We start from the raw sequence: 15,085 nt of genomic DNA, 5'->3' as shown, positions 1-15,085 counted from the left end.
GTCCGTGCGGAACGGGTCGAGGGGCGAGACCATCGTCGTATTAGGTTAGCCTAACCTAAGTTGAAGAGTGGTGGGCCTCGCCCCTCGGGCGGATTCCGTGGCCGGTTCCGGCGGTTTCGAAGGTTCCGGCGGTTACGCCGCCTCCGTGGCCCTCAACTGCTCCTCGCTGAGCCCCTGTCGCCAGTAGCCGACGAAGGTGACGCGGCGGCGGTCGATGCCGCGCTCGCCGACGAAGTGCCGCCGCAGCAGCTTGACTTGGCCGGACTCGCCCGCGATCCAGACGTACGGCCTTGTGGCGTGGGGGAGTTGGGCGGCGCGCAGGGTGTCGGCGGCCGGGGGGAGTCTCCTCGTCCCGGACCACCCAGGTGATCTCCGCGTCCGCCTCGGTCGCCACGTCCTGGATGTCACCGGCGTGCGGCACCTCCAGCCAGGCGCGGGCGCGCAGACCGGCGGGCAGGGATTCGAGGATGGCGCAGGCGGCGGGGACGGCCGTCTCGTCGCCCCACAGGACCACGAGGTCGGCGTCCTCGGGCGGGCGGAAGCGGATGGCGCGGTTGTCGGCGACGACCGGTCCGAGCAGCAGGACCCGGTCACCGGCGCGGGCGTCGGCGGCCCAGCGGGAGGCCGGACCGGCGAGGGTGGGGGCGCCGGGCCCGACGCCGTGCAGGGCGAAGTCGATGTCGATCTCGTCGGGATCGCGGCGCAGGGCGCGCAGGGTGTACGAGCGCATCACCGCCCGTACGTCGTCCGGGAGTTCACGCCAGCCCTGCCACCAGCCGTCGCCCAGCTCGACGGGCACGACGGGCTCGCTCTGCCCCGGCTGCGGCAGGAACAACGACAGGGACTGGTCGCGCCCGTCGGAGTGGAAGGCGCGCAGGTCGGGTCCGGCGAAGGTGACCCGGACCAGAGACGGGCCGAGCCGCCTCGTCCGCGCGACCTGGAGGGAGAAGAAACGGAACGGGGCGGCTACGGCCGTCGTCATGGGGCTCCTCTGAGATGCGGTGATGCGGTTCAGGAAGGGGCCGGGGGCGGTGGGGTCAGCTGACCTTCCTGGCCGACTCGATGGCCTTGGCGAGGTCCTCGAGCAGCGGGGCGCACTTGGCGTACGACAGGATCGGCTCGGGGTTGCGGGCGATGACCTGGCCCGCCTTGACCGCGGGGAGCTTCTTCCAGGTGGCCTCGGTGATGTCGGCGGCCTGGATGGCCGAGGTGCGGTTGTCCATCATGATGATGTCCGCGTCGTACTTGTCGACGTTCTCCCAGCTCAGCGACTCGAACCAGCCGCCGCCCTCGGTCTTGGCCTTCTCCGGCGGCTCCACGAAGTTCACGCCGAGGGCCTTGAAGTACTCCAGGTCGACGGAGAGGTTGGTGCCGGAGACGTAGAACAGGTCCTGGCTCGCGGAACCGGCCATCACCTTGATGCGGGGGTTGGCCTTGGCGGCCGCGCGCAGCCGGGCGGCCGCGTCCTCGAAGCGCTTCCTGGCGGCGGTGACCTTCGCGGAGGCGGTGTCGGCGCCGAGGGACCCCGCGAGCGCCAGCATCCGCTCCAGCGGCTTGGTCAGCTGGCGGTCGTAGACCGAGATGCCCACGCTCGGGGCGCCGACGGCCTCGATCTTCTTCTTCGACTCCTCCGGGACGTACCAGAGGGTGCCGGCGTTGTCGAACATCGTGGAGATCAGGACGTCGGGCGCGAGGGCCGCGTACTTCTCGATGTTGAACTGGCCCCACTCGTTGCCGAGAACCGTCACCTTGCTGACGTCCATGTCGCCGGCCTGGACGTCGGCCTTGCCGTCCTTGGTCCTCGTCGGGCCGAACGCGCCTTTGACCGTGACGCCGTAGTCGAACAGCGCGGCGGCGACACCGGTGAACGCGACGATGTTCGCCGGGACCTGGCCGGCCTTCGCCGTCGTGCCGCGGTCGTCCTTGAAGGTCCAGGGGCCCGGCTTGCCGGCCGCCGTGCCCTTGCCCGCGCCGCCGCTCTTCGTACCGTCGTCGCCGCAGGCCGCGAGCAGGGCCCCCAGACCGACGGCGCCGCCCGCGGCGAGGATGCCGCGACGGGTGGGGAGGGTGGCACGGGCGTGGGGCATGGCTGTGACTGCTTTCGAACGGGGCGCGGAGGGCCCGTCGGACAATTTCAGGCTAGGTTAGCCTAACCTTATCGACCGTCCAAGGGGGGTTGGTTCGTGTTGCTGCCCTGTGTGCCCGCTTGCCTTCAACTGCCCTGCGCCATCTAGCCGTTGTGATCATGTCTGGATAGGTTGAACCTCCATCACGGGTGGCCGGCGATGTTCGGAGGTGGCATGACAGCCATGACGGACCTGACGGACGTAGAGGCGGTGGTGCGTCGTGACGCGGCACTGCTGGAGGACGATCTGGCGCGGTTCATCGGCTCGCTGACGGAGCGCCACGGCGCTGGTTCCGTGTACGACGCGGCGATGCGGCGCTCCCTGTGGGAGCCGGTCGTCGACGCCGTCGGATCCAAGGTGGGACAGGAGGCGCTGCCGCCCGCCGCCGGGCACCCCGGCGGCGACAAGGGCCCCCTGCGCCCTTCGATGGTCTACTGGGCCTACCGCAACTACCAGGGCTTCCCCGACGAGACCGGGGACGCGGCCTCGTCGGCGGAACTGGCGGCGGTCCGCCGCGCGGCGGTGGCCGTGCGGGTCGTGTTGAAGGCGGCCGTCGCGATCGACGACATCCAGGACGGCAGCCTCACCCGCTACGGAGAGACCGCGCTCCATGTCACCCATGGCGTACCGATCGCGCTCAACACGGGCGCCTGGCTGATCATGGCCGCCATGGCGCACGCCGCCGATCCGGCCGTCGTCGACAGCGTGGCGCGGTCGCTCGACAAGGGCTTCACCGGCCAGGCCGTCGACATGTCCACGCGCTCGGCGGCCACCCGCGCCGAGTTGATGACCGCGCCCCACAAGACACGGGTGGACTTCTGGGAGTCGATGGCCGCTCTCAAGACCGGGACGCTGTTCTGGATGCCGCTCGACGCGGCGGTGGCGGCCCTGCGCGTCGTCGAGGACGAGCGGCGGACCCTGGACGACGCCATGCGCAGACTCGGGCTGGCCAGCCAGTTGTTCAACGACGTCTCCGACTTCGTGCCCGAACTCGGCGGCGCCAAGACCCACGAGGACTTCGACGGACTGAGCAACCGGGTCTTCCTCGAACTGCTCGACTCCGCACCGCTCGCGGAGCGCCGCTCGGGCGAACTGTCCGGCGAGCGGCTGAAGTCGTTCGTCCTCGGCCACCCCGAGCTGCGTCAGACGCTGCTCACGCTCGCCGAGGAAGCGGTCGAACTGAAGCGCGCGGCGAAGGACGCCGTACACAGCGTGTGCCGCTCCGAGCGGAGCGCGGCGTACTTCGAGATCACCATCGAGCGCAAGGGGCACCTCATCGACCGCCTCCTGCGGACGGTCCGGCAGCGGGGCGGCGCATGACGGAGACGATGGTCGAGCGCCTTCGGGCGAACACGCGCACCTGGCACGACGCCCTGGAGGCCGCCCCGTTCGCGACGGCGATGCTCGCCGGCACGCTGCCGCTTGACCGGTACGTCGGCCAGCTCGCCGCCTACCGCGTGGTCCTGGAGGCGCTCGAGGGCGAGCTGTCCGCCGCCACCAGCCCTTCCGTGGACTCGGTGTGGTCGGCGGATCCGGGCCGACTCCCGCTGATCGACCGGGATCTGCGGTATTTCGCCGGCTCCGGTACGGCCCCGAAGCCCTGGGCGGCCGCCGAGGCGGAGGAGTTCGCACAGGAGATCCGGAGCGCCGCGGCAGCCGAACCCGAGGCGCTGCTCGGGTTCCTGTACGTGATGGAAGGGTCCACGATGGGCGGCCTGGTGCTGTGCCCGTACGTCACCAAGGCCTATGGGCTGGGCAACGGGGACGGTGTGGCCTATTACGGCAGCGGCGACCGCGGACGGTGGGCGGCCTTCACCGCGCGCATGAACCAGGCGCTCACCGAACCCGGGGCACAGCACCGTGTCCTCGCCGCAGCCCAGCGGGCCTACCACCACATCGCGGCGATATCCCAGGCACTGTCCACTGGCCTCACACCGGGCTCGTGAACCAGCCCGGAGCGGACCGCCACGGCGCGGTCCGCTCCGGCGACAGCCTCGGCGCTCAGCTCGTGAGCCCCAGCTCCCGCGCGATCAGCATCCGCTGGACCTCGCTGGTGCCCTCGCCGATCTCCAGGATCTTGGAGTCGCGCCACATACGGGCCACCGGGTACTCGTTCATGAAGCCGTAACCGCCGTGGATCTGCGTGGCGTCGCGGGCGTTGTCGACGGCGATCGTGGAGGAGTAGAGCTTGGCGAGCGCCGCCTCCTTCTTGAAGGGCTCCCCGGACACCAGGCGTGAGGCCGCGTCACGCCAGGCCAGGCGCGAGGTGTGGGCCTTCATCTCCATGTCGGCGAGCTTGAACTGGATGGCCTGGTTGGCGCCGATGGGACGCCCGAAGGCCTCGCGCTCCTTGGCGTACTTCACCGACTCGTCCACACAGCCCTGCGCGAGGCCGGTCGCGAGCGCCGCGATGGCGATACGGCCCTCGTCGAGGATCCGCAGGAACTGCGCGTAACCGCGGCCCTCCTCGCCGAGCAGGTTCGCCGCCGGGACCCGGACGTCGACGAAGGACAGCTCGCGGGTGTCCGAGGCGTTCCAGCCGACCTTCGAGTAGGGGGCGGCGACGGTGAAGCCCGGGGTACCGGACGGCACGATGATCGAGGAGATCCGCGGCTTGCCGTCGGGCTTGCGGCCGGTGACCGCCGTGACCGTCACCAGGCCGGTGATGTCCGTGCCCGAGTTGGTGATGAAGCACTTCGTGCCGTTGATCACCCACTCGTCGGTCTCGGGGTCGAGGCGGGCCGTCGTGCGGGTCGCGCCCGCGTCCGAGCCGCCGTCGGGCTCGGTGAGGCCGAACGCGCCCAGGATCTCGCCGGAGCACAGCCGCGGCAGCCACTCGCGCTTCTGCTCCTCGGTGCCGAAGAGGTGGATCGGCATGGCGCCCAGCGAGACGCCCGCCTCCAGCGTGATCGCCACGGACGAGTCGACCCGGGCCAGCTCCTCCAGCGCGAGGCCGAGCGCCAGATAGTCGCCGCCCATGCCGCCGTACTCCTCCGGGAACGGCAGCCCGAACAGGCCCATGCGGCCCATCTCCCGCACGATCTCGTACGGGAACTCGTGCCGCTCGTAGAAGTCACCGATCTTCGGCGCCACCACGTCGTGCGCGAACTCCTCCACCGTGCGGCGGAGTTCCTCCAGCTCGGGGGAAAGACGGTGGTCCATGCTGATCACTGGTCCTTGTGGGAGAGAGCGCGGACAGTACGGGACGGGCTGGGCCGGTCCAGGTGAGCGGCCATCCACACGCTCGTGGCGGTGAGCCGGTCGAGGTCGACCCCGGTCTCGATACCGAGGCCGTGGAGCATCCACACGAGGTCCTCGGTGGCGAGGTTTCCGGTGGCGGATCTGGCGTACGGGCAGCCGCCGAGGCCACCGGCGGAGGAGTCGATCGTCGTGACGCCGTGCTGCAGCGCCGCGTAGGTGTTGGCGAGCGCCTGGCCGTAGGTGTCGTGGAAGTGCACGCCGATGACGTCGGCCGGCACGCCCTCCTCGTCGAGCAGGGAGAGCAGTTCGCGCACATGGCCCGGGGTGGCGACCCCGATGGTGTCGCCGAGGCTCAGCTCGTCGCAGCCCATGTCCCGCAGCGCCTTGCACACCCGGACGACCTGGCGCAGGGGCACGGCACCCTCCCACGGGTCGCCGAAGCACATCGAGACGTACCCGCGCACGTGGACGCCGTCGTCCTTCGCGCGCCGGACCACCGGCTCGAACACGGCCAGGGACTCGTCCAGCGTGCGATTGAGGTTGGCCTTGGCGAAGGACTCGGTGGCGCTGGCGAACACGGCGATGTTCCGCGCGCCGAGGGCGAGGGCCCGGTCGAGCCCCCGGTCGTTCGGCACGAGCACCGGCAGGCTCACCCCGGGCAGGTCCTTCACCAGCGGGAACAGTGCCTCCGCGTCGGCCAGTTGGGGCACCCACTTGGGGTGGACGAAGCTGGTCGCCTCGATCGTCGTCAGACCCGCCTCGGCCAGCTTGCGGATGAAGTCCGCCTTGACCTCGGTCGGCACCGCCAGCTTCTCGTTCTGCAGCCCGTCGCGGGCGCCGACCTCGTAGATCCGCACCCGGCTGGGCAGGTCCGGCGCCGGTACGGTCATCGGGAGTGCGTGCCCGGTCATCCCGCGCTCACCCCTTCCTCGTCGTGCGGTGCGATCACGGCCAGCACCTGGTCCATCGCGACCGTGGCGCCGGGCCTGACGTCCAGTTCGGCGACCGTGCCCGCGTGCGGGGCGGAGATGACGTGCTCCATCTTCATCGCCTCCACCACCAGCAGACTCTGTCCGGCGGTCACCTCGTCGCCCACCGCGACCTTGACCACGGTGACCGTGCCGGGCATCGGCGCGGTGAGCGAGTCGGCGCCCGCGTGCCCGGCCCGGGTCAGCGACGCGGCCACCGGGTCGTGGTCCCGCACCTGCCAGGCGTCGCCGTCGCGGCCCAGCCAGGTGCCGTCCGGCAGGGCGGCGAAGGTATGGGTGAGGCCGTCGAGCCGGAAGGCGAACCGGTCCTCCCCGCCACGCCGCGGGGACACGGATCCCCGAAGAGGTTGGTCGGCTCCGGGCAGCAGCAGCTCCGTCCCCCCGTCCGCCGTGCCGCGCACGCGTACGGTCACCGGGTCGTGGCCCGGCACCTGCAGGTGGTGCGCCGTCCAGGCCCGCTCGCCGCCCATGCGCCAGCCGTCCGCCGCGGCGAACGGGTCGGCCCAGCCGCTGCCCTCGCCCGGGGCGAGCGCGGCCTGGCGCAGCAGCGCCGCCGCCGCGTAGACCTCCGCCGGCACCTCGTCGGGCACGAGCCCGTCCACTTCCCGCTCGACCAGCCCCGTGTCCAACTCGCCCGCCACGACCGCCGGATGCGCCAGCAGCCGCCGCAGGAACCCGGCATTGGTCTGCACGCCCAGCGTGACCGTCTCCGCCAGCGCCGCCCGTAGCTTGCGCAGCGCGGTCTCGCGGTCGGGGCCGTACGCGATCACCTTGGACAGCATCGGGTCGTAGAGGCTGCCCACCTCGGTGCCCTCGCTGAGCCCGGAGTCGGTGCGGACGCCGTCGCCCTGCGGCTCGCGGAGCCTGAGCACCGTGCCGCCCGACGGCAGGAACCCGCGCGCCGGGTCTTCGGCGCAGATGCGGGCCTCGACCGCGTGCCCGGTGACCTCGATCTCCTTCTGGGCGAACGGCAGCCGCTCGCCCGCCGCCACCCGTAGCTGCCACTCCACCAGGTCCAGGCCGGTGATCAGCTCGGTGACCGGATGCTCCACCTGGAGGCGGGTGTTCATCTCCATGAAGTAGTACGAGGACGGGTCGCCGCCCGGCACGATGAACTCCACCGTGCCCGCGCCCCGGTAGCCGCACGAGCGCGCCGCCTGCACGGCCGCCTCGCCCATGGACGCGCGCGTGGCCTCGTCCAGGAGCACGCTCGGCGCCTCCTCGACGATCTTCTGGTGCCGCCGCTGGAGCGAGCACTCGCGCTCGCCGAGGTGGACGACATTGCCGTGACCGTCGGCCAGCACCTGGATCTCGATGTGCCGGGGCCGGTCGACCCAGCGCTCGACGAGGAGCGTGTCGTCGCCGAAGGAGGCACGCGCCTCACGGCGGGCGGCTGCGATCTCCTCCTCCAGCGCCGTCAGCTCCCGTACCAGCCGCATGCCCTTGCCGCCGCCGCCGGCGGACGGCTTGAGCAGCACCGGTACGCCGATCTCCCGTGCGGCGTCGGCGAGTTCGGCGTCGGACAGCCCGCTGCCGCTCGACCCCGGCACCACCGGCACCCCGGCCGCCCGCACCGTCTCCTTGGCGCGGATCTTGTCGCCCATGAGGGAGATCGCGTCGGCCGGCGGCCCGATGAAGACGAGCCCCGCCTCCTCGCACGCCCGCGCGAACTCGGCGTTCTCCGCGAGGAAGCCGTAGCCCGGGTGGACGGCCTGGGCGCCGGTGCGGGCGGCGGCCTCGAGGAGTCGCTCCACCGACAGATAGCTTTCCGAGGCCGGCGCCGGGCCGATCCGTACCGCCGTGTCGGCCGCCCGGACGTGCCGCGCGTCGGCGTCGGCGTCGGAGAAGACCGCCACCGAGCGGACGCCCAGCGAGCGGAGCGTCCGGATGACGCGTACGGCGATCTCGCCCCGGTTGGCCACGAGCACGGTGTCGAACACGGGTCCCCTCCTCACATCCGGAAGACGCCGAACTGGGGGTCTCCCAGGGGCGCGTTGGCACAGGTCGTCAGGGCGAGTCCGAGCACCTGACGGGTCTGAAGCGGGTCGATCACACCGTCGTCCCAGAGGCGGGCGGTGGCGTAGTAGGCACTGCCCTGCTGCTCGTACTGCGCCCGGATCGGCGCCTTGAAGGACTCCTCCGCCTCGGCGGGCCAGTCCTCGCCGCGCGCCTCCATCTGGTCGCGCTTGACGGTGGCCAGCACCGAGGCGGCCTGCTCGCCGCCCATGACGGAGATCTTGGCGTTGGGCCACATCCACAGGAAGCGGGGCGAGTAGGCCCGGCCGCACATCGAGTAGTTGCCGGCGCCGTAGGAGCCGCCGACGACGACGGTCAGCTTGGGCACGCGCGTGCAGGCGACCGCGGTCACCATCTTGGCGCCGTGCTTGGCGATGCCGCCGGCCTCGTAGTCCTTGCCGACCATGAAGCCCGAGATGTTCTGCAGGAACACCAGCGGGATGCCGCGCTGGTCGCACAGCTCGATGAAGTGGGCGCCCTTCTGGGCGGACTCGGAGAACAGGATGCCGTTGTTGGCGACGATCCCGACCGGGTGGCCGTGGATCCGGGCGAAGCCGGTGACCAGGGTCTGCCCGAACTCGGCCTTGAACTCGGCGAACCGCGAGCCGTCGACCACGCGCGCGATGATCTCGCGGACGTCGTAGGGCGTGCGGGAGTCGACGGGGACGGCGCCGTAGAGACCGTAGGGGTCGACCTTCGGCTCGACGACCGGGGTGACCTCCCAGGGCAGGGACCGCCGGGCGGGGAGGGTGGCGACGATGTTCCGCACGATCCGCAGGGCGTGCGCGTCGTCCTCGGCGAGGTGGTCGGTGACGCCCGAGACGCGCGAGTGGACCTCGCCGCCGCCCAGCTCCTCGGCGGTGACGACCTCACCCGTGGCGGCCTTCACGAGCGGGGGACCGCCCAGGAAGATCGTGCCCTGGTCGCGGACGATCACGGCCTCGTCGCTCATGGCCGGGACATACGCCCCGCCGGCCGTGCACGAGCCGAGGACGGCCGCGATCTGCGGGATCTCGGCGCCGGACATCCGGGCCTGGTTGTAGAAGATCCGCCCGAAGTGCTCGCGGTCCGGGAACACCTCGTCCTGCATCGGCAGGAAGGCGCCGCCGGAGTCCACGAGATACACGCAGGGCAGCCGGTTCTCCAGGGCCACCTCCTGCGCGCGCAGGTGCTTCTTCACGGTCATCGGGTAGTACGTCCCGCCCTTGACCGTGGCGTCGTTGGCGACGATCACGCAGTCGCGGCCGCTGACCCGCCCGATCCCGGCGATGACACCGGCGGCCGGCGCCTGCCCGTCGTACATCCCGTCGGCGGCGAGGGGAGCGAGCTCCAGGAACGGCGACCCGGGATCCAGCAGCGTGTCCACCCTGTCGCGCGGCAGCAGCTTGCCGCGGGCGGTGTGCCGGGCGCGCGCCCGCTCGCCGCCGCCGAGCGCCGCCGCGGCCAGCTTCCCGCGCAGCTCCCCGACGAGGGCGAGATGGGCCTGTTCATTGGCCCGCCAGGCCTCCGACGCGGGATCGGCCGCGCTGTGAAGCTCCGGTGCCTCGTGCATCCTGCGGTCCCCTCACCCAGTGGTGTGACTGTTAATGAGCGTTAACCATTTCCTTCAGGTTAACGACCGCTAACCTCATTGTCTAGAATCACTTCCATGGCCACCAGAACCGACGCCCCCACCCGCCGCGAGCAGATCCTCAAGGAGGCGGCCCGCCTCTTCGCCGAGCGAGGCTTCCACGGCGTCGGTGTCGACGAGATAGGGGCGGCGGTGGGCATCAGCGGCCCCGGCCTCTACCGCCATTTCCCGGGCAAGGACGCGATGCTCGCGGAGCTGCTGGTCGGCATCAGCGGTCAGTTGCTGACCGGCGCCAAGCGCCGCCTGGCCGAGGCCGACGGCGCGACGGGGGCCTCGGCCGTCCTCGACTCCCTCATCGAGGGCCACATCGACTTCGCCCTCGACGACCGCCCTCTGATCACCCTCCACGACCGTGAGCTGGACCGGCTGCGCGACAGCGACCGCAAGCTGGTGCGCCAGCTCCAGCGTCAGTACGTCGAGCTGTGGGTGGAGGTGGTCCGTGAGGTCTATCCGGCCTTCACGGAGCCGGCCGCCCGCTCGGCCGTCCACTCGGTCTTCGGCCTCCTCAACTCCACCCCCCACCTGGGCCGCGCCGGCACCCTCCCGGGCCGCGGCACGACGGCGGCCCTGCTGCACCGGATGGCACGGGGGGCGTTCGCGGCGGCGGGGGCGGCCGGGGGCTGAACGGGGCCGACGGGCCCGTCGGCGGGGCGCTTCTCAGTAGGCTGGGGCTATGGGCATGGACTACGCGAAGATGCGCGCGATCGCCGTGGAGCTCGGGGCCTACGCTGAGCAGCTCGAAGGGGCTTGGAGCGTCGAGATCGGACCTTCCGGGCCGATACTGGCCATGATGCGCCCGTCGAAGCGACATGAGGGCACTGTTCGCCGGATCTGCAAGCAACTGGACGAGCAACTGCTCAACACCCACCCGGGGTACATCTGTGCGACCGGCCCCGAGATCGAGCATCCGGCGGTGGGCCGCATGCGCCTTCCCGATGCGGTCGTCATCCCCGAGGAGGCCCTCGACGAGGAGGGTGTCGCCGTCGACGCGGCGCAGGTGCTCGCGGTCATCGAGATCGTCTCGCCGTCCAACCCGAACAACGACTACATCGAGAAGCTGGCCGACTACCCGGCCATGGGTATCGAGCACTACCTGATCGTCGACCCCCGCACCGGCGTCATCGAGCACCATTCCGACCCGTGCAAAGGGCGATACGCGCACAAGGACCCCTACATCTTCGGGGACTTGGTGCCCTTCGGCCCATGGATGCTGGAGACCTCGGACTTCCGCCGCTACGGCAAGGCGGGCAACGACGTCGGTTGACGCCCCGGCGTGACGAGCGTTACGGCCGACCCCCTCTGGACGATGCCGCGTACCCACCGGTAGTTTGACGTGAGCAAGCGCTTAGACATGTCGAGTCCGTGGAGGTGGCGGCGGTGCGCCGTACGGTGTTCAACGAGGACCACGAGGCGTTCCGGGAGACCCTGAGGGCCTTCATCGAGGCCGAGGTCGTCCCCGTCTACGACGAGTGGTTCGCGGCCGGCCAGGCCCCGCGCGACTTCTACTACAAGCTCGCCGAACTCGGCGTCTTCGGCATCCGCGTGGACGAGGAGTACGGCGGCGCCGGCATCGACTCGTACAAGTTCGAGGCCGTGATGTACGAGGAGACCTCGCGCGCGGGCGTCCAGTTCGGCGGCTCCGGTGTGCACGTGCTGCTCGGCCTGCCGTACATCAAGATGCTCGCCACCGACGAGCAGAAGAAGCGGTTCCTGCCGAAGTTCGTCTCCGGCGAGGAGATGTGGGCCCTCGCGATGACCGAGCCGGGCACCGGCTCCGACCTCGCGGGCATGAAGACCACCGCCAAGCTCTCCGAGGACGGCACGCACTACGTCCTCAACGGGTCCAAGACCTTCATCACCGGCGGCGTCCACGCCGACCGCGTCATCGTCTGCGCCCGCACCGCCGCGCCGACCGCCGAGGACCGCCGCCACGGCATCTCGCTGTTCGCCGTGGACACCAGGTCCGAGGGCTACTCGATCGGGCGCAAGCTCGACAAGCTCGGCCTGAAGACCTCCGACACCGCCGAGCTCGCGTTCGTCGACGTCAAGGTGCCCGTCGAGGACCTCCTCGGCGAGGAGAACAAGGGCTTCTCCTACCTCGGCCACAACCTCGCCTCCGAGCGCTGGGGCATCGCCTTCGGCGCCTACGCGCAGGCCGCCGCGGCCGTCCGGTTCGCCAAGGAGTACGTCCAGGAGCGCACCGTCTTCGGCAAGCCGGTCGCCTCCTTCCAGAACACCAAGTTCGAGCTGGCCGCCTGTCAGGCCGAGGTCGACGCCGCCCAGGCCGTCGCCGACCGCGCCCTGGAGGCCCTCGACGCGGGCGAGCTGACGCCGGCCGAGGCCGCCAGCGCCAAGCTGTTCTGCACCGAGGTCGCGCACCGCGTCATCGACCGCTGCCTCCAGCTGCACGGCGGCTACGGCTTCATGAACGAGTACCCGATCGCGCGCCTGTACGCGGACAACCGCGTCAACCGCATCTACGGCGGCACGAGCGAGATCATGAAGACGATCATCGCCAAGGACATGGGTCTGTAAAGTCCGCGACATCTTCGCGCGATAGAACTGACTCATGAGTAAGGCACTGCAATCCCTGCTTGAGCTGCTCGATCTGGAGCAGCTCGAGCAGGACATGTTCCGCGGCCAGTCCCGGTCCGCCGTCATCCCGCGCGTCTTCGGCGGACAGGTGGCCGCGCAGGCGCTGGTCGCGGCCGGGCGCACGGTCCCCGCCGACCGGCTCGCCCATTCCCTCCACGCGTACTTCCTGCGTCCCGGCGACCCGGGCGCGCCCATCGTCTACACCGTCGACCGCATCCGCGACGGCCGTTCCTTCACCACCCGGCGCGTCGTCGCGGTCCAGCACGGGCATCCCATCTTCCATCTCTCGGCGTCCTTCCAGACGTACGAGGAAGGGCTGGAGCACCAGGCCCCGATGCCCGCCGCCCCGGACCCGGAGACGCTGCCCACCGGCGCGGAGCGGCTGCGCGGCTACGACCACCTCGCCCCCGACGTCGTCGAGAAGTTCCTCGAGGCACGCGAGGCGGTCGACCTGCGCTACGTCGACGAGCCGCCGTACGGGCAGTTCGGCGAGCCGCGCGAGCCGCACTCCCAGGTGTGGTTCCGCGCCAACGGCAAGCTGGACGGCGCGATTGACGAACCGCTGCTGCACGTCGTCCTCGCCACCTACGTCTCCGACATGACGCTGCTCGACTCGATCCTGCTCGCGCACGGCCGCGGCGGCTGGGCCGTCGGCGACGTCGTCGGGGCCTCGCTGGACCACGCCATGTGGTTTCACCGCCCCTTCCGCGCCGACGAATGGCTGCTCTACGACCAGGAGTCGCCGTCGGCCTCGGGCGGCCGCGGACTCGGTCAGGCGCGCATCTACACCCGGGACGGAAGGCTCGCCGTCTCGGTGATCCAGGAGGGCGTGGTCCGGGTCCCCCGGTGAACATGTGGCCCTTGTGACGCCCGGGTTGCGAGTAGCCGCTGCCGGACTAGGCTCTTGGAGTGAAAGCCGCAGGCACGGCACACCCGGCCGATCAGTTCCGGTACGCCTGGACAAGGCCGCAGCGCTCGCCCACGACCCATGCGGGCGGCTTGGTGGCGTCGGCGGTCGAGCCCGTGCTTCACATGAATACGCGGTACGCCTAGACCGTTCCGCACACTTCCCCGTGCGGCAACGGCCATCCTCGCGCGACCTTCTGTTCCAGGAGGCGCGGGAGCCGATGGAACGAAAGGTAATTTCCCATGCGAGCACAACGCGCGAAGCGCCTCTTCGCGGTGACCGCCGCCGGTCTGATGGCCGCGGGTGGTATCGCGATCGGCACAGCGGGCACCGCATCCGCCACCTCGTCCTACGACCACGGCAGCCACAGCAGTTGCTACGACAACCATGGCTGGGGCGACGACGACTGCGACTGGGGTAACGGTCACGGTCGTGGTCACGACGGCTACGGCAACGGCGACCACGACGGCCGCGGCGGTCACGGCAATGGCCACGACGGTGGCCATGGCAACGGCCATGGCAACGGCCATGGCGGCGGTCACGGTGGCGGCCATGGCGGCGGTCACGGTGGCGGCGGTCACGGTGGCGGCGGTCACGGTGGTGGCGGTCACGGTGGTGGTGGCGGTCACGGTGGTGGTGGCGGTCACGGCGGTGGCGGCCACTGAGCCAGGTGATCCGACAACAGGCAAGGCACGATGTGCGGTTCCGTCAACGGGCCGCACATCGCGGCGTTTGGAGGGGCGCCCAGCCGTGAACTCCCTTACGCCAGGCCCGCCTCCGCCAGCAGGAACGCCGTCATCGGGTCGTAGTAGCGCGGGCTGAGCACATGGTCGTCGAGCGGCACCACCACCTGGACGGTGCCCTCCGACTCGGCGAGGAACAGCGCCGGATCGTTGCTGTCGGCGTAGCCGACGGAGTCGACGCCGTGCTGCCCGGCGTACCCGGCCCAGCCGTGGTCGGCGACGACCAGGTCGGGCAGTGGACGCCCCGCCCGCTCAAGTCCCGTCAGGACGGCCCGCATCGGCTCTCCGGAATGGGTGTGCCACAGCGTGGCGCCGTGCTCCAGCACCGCCACGTCCGCGAACTGCATGACGTAACCCTCCTGTGTCTGCAGCCCGTCCGGGACCACCACGATCTCGCAGCCGGCGGCGCGCAGCGCGGCGGCCGTCGCCCGGTGCACGTCGAGCAGACCGCCCGGATGGCCGGTGGCGAACAGCACCCGCTGCTGCCCGTCGGCCGCCTTGCGCAGCCGCCGGGCCATCCGCTCCAGGGCGTCGACCGTCAACTCCGGGTCGATGGTGTCCTGTCCGTGCCGGTGCCCGGGATCGTCGCTGACCCCGACCCGCTCCGCCATCACCGCGAGCACGTCCTGCTCGTCGCTCCAGCGCTCCCCCAGCTCCAGGCCGAACCAGAACTGGCGGTCGCCGTTGGCCAGCCTGCGGTAGTGGGCGAGGTTGTTCTCGCGGGGCGTGGCGACCTCACCCGCGATGCGGGTCCTCACGAGGTGGTCGACGAGCTCGGCGCGGCTGGGTGTCCCGGGTATCGGCATGCTTCCCATTGTGCCGCTGCTCGTCGTGCCGGGCAGTGATTGACCGAGTCAGGCGTACGGCTCACCGCCGAG

Annotated in this window: 13 protein-coding genes and 1 pseudogene; 7 read left to right on the top strand and 7 right to left on the bottom strand. The window is 71.0% G+C overall.

From position 1 onward, the window contains the following. Positions 1-132: 132 nt before the first annotated feature. Positions 133-982 (bottom strand): annotated as a pseudogene (locus tag QFZ74_RS11400) (siderophore-interacting protein). 55 nt (positions 983-1,037) lie between these two features. Then, positions 1,038-2,087 carry an ABC transporter substrate-binding protein gene (locus tag QFZ74_RS11395; RefSeq protein ID WP_307620696.1) on the bottom strand — a complete coding sequence of 350 codons (1,050 nt, stop codon included), beginning with the start codon at positions 2,085-2,087 and terminating at the stop codon, positions 1,038-1,040. 213 nt (positions 2,088-2,300) lie between these two features. Here QFZ74_RS11395 and QFZ74_RS11390 point away from each other — a divergent pair, with 213 nt between their 5' ends. Both QFZ74_RS11390 and QFZ74_RS11385 read left to right on the top strand, forming a co-directional pair. Further along, positions 2,301-3,446, top strand: coding sequence for a polyprenyl synthetase family protein (locus QFZ74_RS11390; RefSeq protein ID WP_307620695.1), 1,146 nt, complete (start codon positions 2,301-2,303; stop codon positions 3,444-3,446). Further along, a complete protein-coding gene (locus QFZ74_RS11385) occupies positions 3,443-4,072 on the top strand; it encodes a biliverdin-producing heme oxygenase (protein WP_307620694.1) in 630 nt (209 codons plus the stop codon). The genes QFZ74_RS11390 and QFZ74_RS11385 overlap by 4 nt, the downstream gene beginning before the upstream one ends. A 55-nt stretch (positions 4,073-4,127) precedes the next feature. Here the strand turns inward: QFZ74_RS11385 and QFZ74_RS11380 are convergent, their stop codons facing one another. Genes QFZ74_RS11380 through QFZ74_RS11365 form a run of 4 tightly spaced genes read right to left on the bottom strand, consistent with a single transcriptional unit; the run spans position 4,128 to position 9,884 of the window. Then, positions 4,128-5,288: an acyl-CoA dehydrogenase family protein gene (locus QFZ74_RS11380; protein WP_307620693.1), complete on the bottom strand. Its 1,161-nt coding sequence runs from the start codon at positions 5,286-5,288 to the stop codon at positions 4,128-4,130. A 5-nt stretch (positions 5,289-5,293) separates the two neighbouring features. Beyond that, complete coding sequence (locus QFZ74_RS11375) at positions 5,294-6,238, bottom strand: hydroxymethylglutaryl-CoA lyase (protein WP_307620692.1); 945 nt, start codon at positions 6,236-6,238, stop codon at positions 5,294-5,296. Further along, positions 6,235-8,256 carry an acetyl/propionyl/methylcrotonyl-CoA carboxylase subunit alpha gene (locus QFZ74_RS11370; RefSeq protein WP_307620691.1) on the bottom strand — a complete coding sequence of 674 codons (2,022 nt, stop codon included), beginning with the start codon at positions 8,254-8,256 and terminating at the stop codon, positions 6,235-6,237. The genes QFZ74_RS11375 and QFZ74_RS11370 overlap by 4 nt, the downstream gene beginning before the upstream one ends. 11 nt (positions 8,257-8,267) lie before the next feature. Then, on the bottom strand, positions 8,268-9,884 hold the full coding sequence (locus QFZ74_RS11365; RefSeq protein ID WP_307620690.1) for a carboxyl transferase domain-containing protein: 1,617 nt from the start codon (positions 9,882-9,884) through the stop codon (positions 8,268-8,270). Between the two features lie 96 nt (positions 9,885-9,980). On the opposite strand from QFZ74_RS11365, the gene QFZ74_RS11360 reads away from it, so the two are divergent. From QFZ74_RS11360 to QFZ74_RS11340, 5 genes are all read left to right on the top strand, one after another. Further along, positions 9,981-10,586 carry a TetR/AcrR family transcriptional regulator gene (locus tag QFZ74_RS11360; protein WP_307620689.1) on the top strand — a complete coding sequence of 202 codons (606 nt, stop codon included), beginning with the start codon at positions 9,981-9,983 and terminating at the stop codon, positions 10,584-10,586. A 55-nt stretch (positions 10,587-10,641) separates the two neighbouring features. Continuing rightward, positions 10,642-11,226, top strand: coding sequence for a Uma2 family endonuclease (locus tag QFZ74_RS11355; RefSeq protein ID WP_307624118.1), 585 nt, complete (start codon positions 10,642-10,644; stop codon positions 11,224-11,226). 113 nt (positions 11,227-11,339) lie between these two features. Then, a complete protein-coding gene (locus QFZ74_RS11350) occupies positions 11,340-12,497 on the top strand; it encodes an acyl-CoA dehydrogenase family protein (RefSeq protein WP_307620688.1) in 1,158 nt (385 codons plus the stop codon). A gap of 34 nt (positions 12,498-12,531) precedes the next feature. Continuing rightward, entirely contained in the window at positions 12,532-13,407 is an 876-nt protein-coding gene (locus tag QFZ74_RS11345; RefSeq protein WP_307620687.1) for an acyl-CoA thioesterase II, read from the top strand. Between the two features lie 299 nt (positions 13,408-13,706). Further along, the gene (locus QFZ74_RS11340) at positions 13,707-14,129 is read left to right on the top strand and encodes a hypothetical protein (RefSeq protein WP_307620686.1); all 423 of its coding nucleotides are present in this window, start codon (positions 13,707-13,709) and stop codon (positions 14,127-14,129) included. A gap of 95 nt (positions 14,130-14,224) precedes the next feature. On the opposite strand, the gene QFZ74_RS11335 is transcribed toward QFZ74_RS11340, so the two are convergent. Next, positions 14,225-15,013, bottom strand: a complete 789-nt coding sequence (locus QFZ74_RS11335; protein ID WP_307620685.1) for a phosphatase — start codon at positions 15,011-15,013, stop codon at positions 14,225-14,227. Positions 15,014-15,085 lie beyond the last annotated feature (72 nt).

It is taken from the genome of Streptomyces sp. V3I7, from assembly GCF_030817495.1.
Lineage (GTDB): Bacteria > Actinomycetota > Actinomycetes > Streptomycetales > Streptomycetaceae > Streptomyces.
Note: the sequence above shows the minus strand (reverse complement) of the source record. Positions and strands in the feature narration are given on the sequence as shown.

What these genes read in the sequence shown, in the direction of transcription:
- QFZ74_RS11395 (WP_307620696.1), bottom strand. Translation starts at nt 2,087, where the DNA reads ATGCCCCACGCCCGTGCCACCCTCCCCACCCGTCGCGGCATCCTCGCC.
- QFZ74_RS11390 (WP_307620695.1), top strand. Translation starts at nt 2,301, where the DNA reads ATGACAGCCATGACGGACCTGACGGACGTAGAGGCGGTGGTGCGTCGT.
- QFZ74_RS11385 (WP_307620694.1), top strand. Translation starts at nt 3,443, where the DNA reads ATGACGGAGACGATGGTCGAGCGCCTTCGGGCGAACACGCGCACCTGG.
- QFZ74_RS11380 (WP_307620693.1), bottom strand. Translation starts at nt 5,288, where the DNA reads ATGGACCACCGTCTTTCCCCCGAGCTGGAGGAACTCCGCCGCACGGTG.
- QFZ74_RS11375 (WP_307620692.1), bottom strand. Translation starts at nt 6,238, where the DNA reads ATGACCGGGCACGCACTCCCGATGACCGTACCGGCGCCGGACCTGCCC.
- QFZ74_RS11365 (WP_307620690.1), bottom strand. Translation starts at nt 9,884, where the DNA reads ATGCACGAGGCACCGGAGCTTCACAGCGCGGCCGATCCCGCGTCGGAG.
- QFZ74_RS11360 (WP_307620689.1), top strand. Translation starts at nt 9,981, where the DNA reads ATGGCCACCAGAACCGACGCCCCCACCCGCCGCGAGCAGATCCTCAAG.
- QFZ74_RS11355 (WP_307624118.1), top strand. Translation starts at nt 10,642, where the DNA reads ATGGACTACGCGAAGATGCGCGCGATCGCCGTGGAGCTCGGGGCCTAC.
- QFZ74_RS11345 (WP_307620687.1), top strand. Translation starts at nt 12,532, where the DNA reads ATGAGTAAGGCACTGCAATCCCTGCTTGAGCTGCTCGATCTGGAGCAG.
- QFZ74_RS11340 (WP_307620686.1), top strand. Translation starts at nt 13,707, where the DNA reads ATGCGAGCACAACGCGCGAAGCGCCTCTTCGCGGTGACCGCCGCCGGT.
- QFZ74_RS11335 (WP_307620685.1), bottom strand. Translation starts at nt 15,013, where the DNA reads ATGCCGATACCCGGGACACCCAGCCGCGCCGAGCTCGTCGACCACCTC.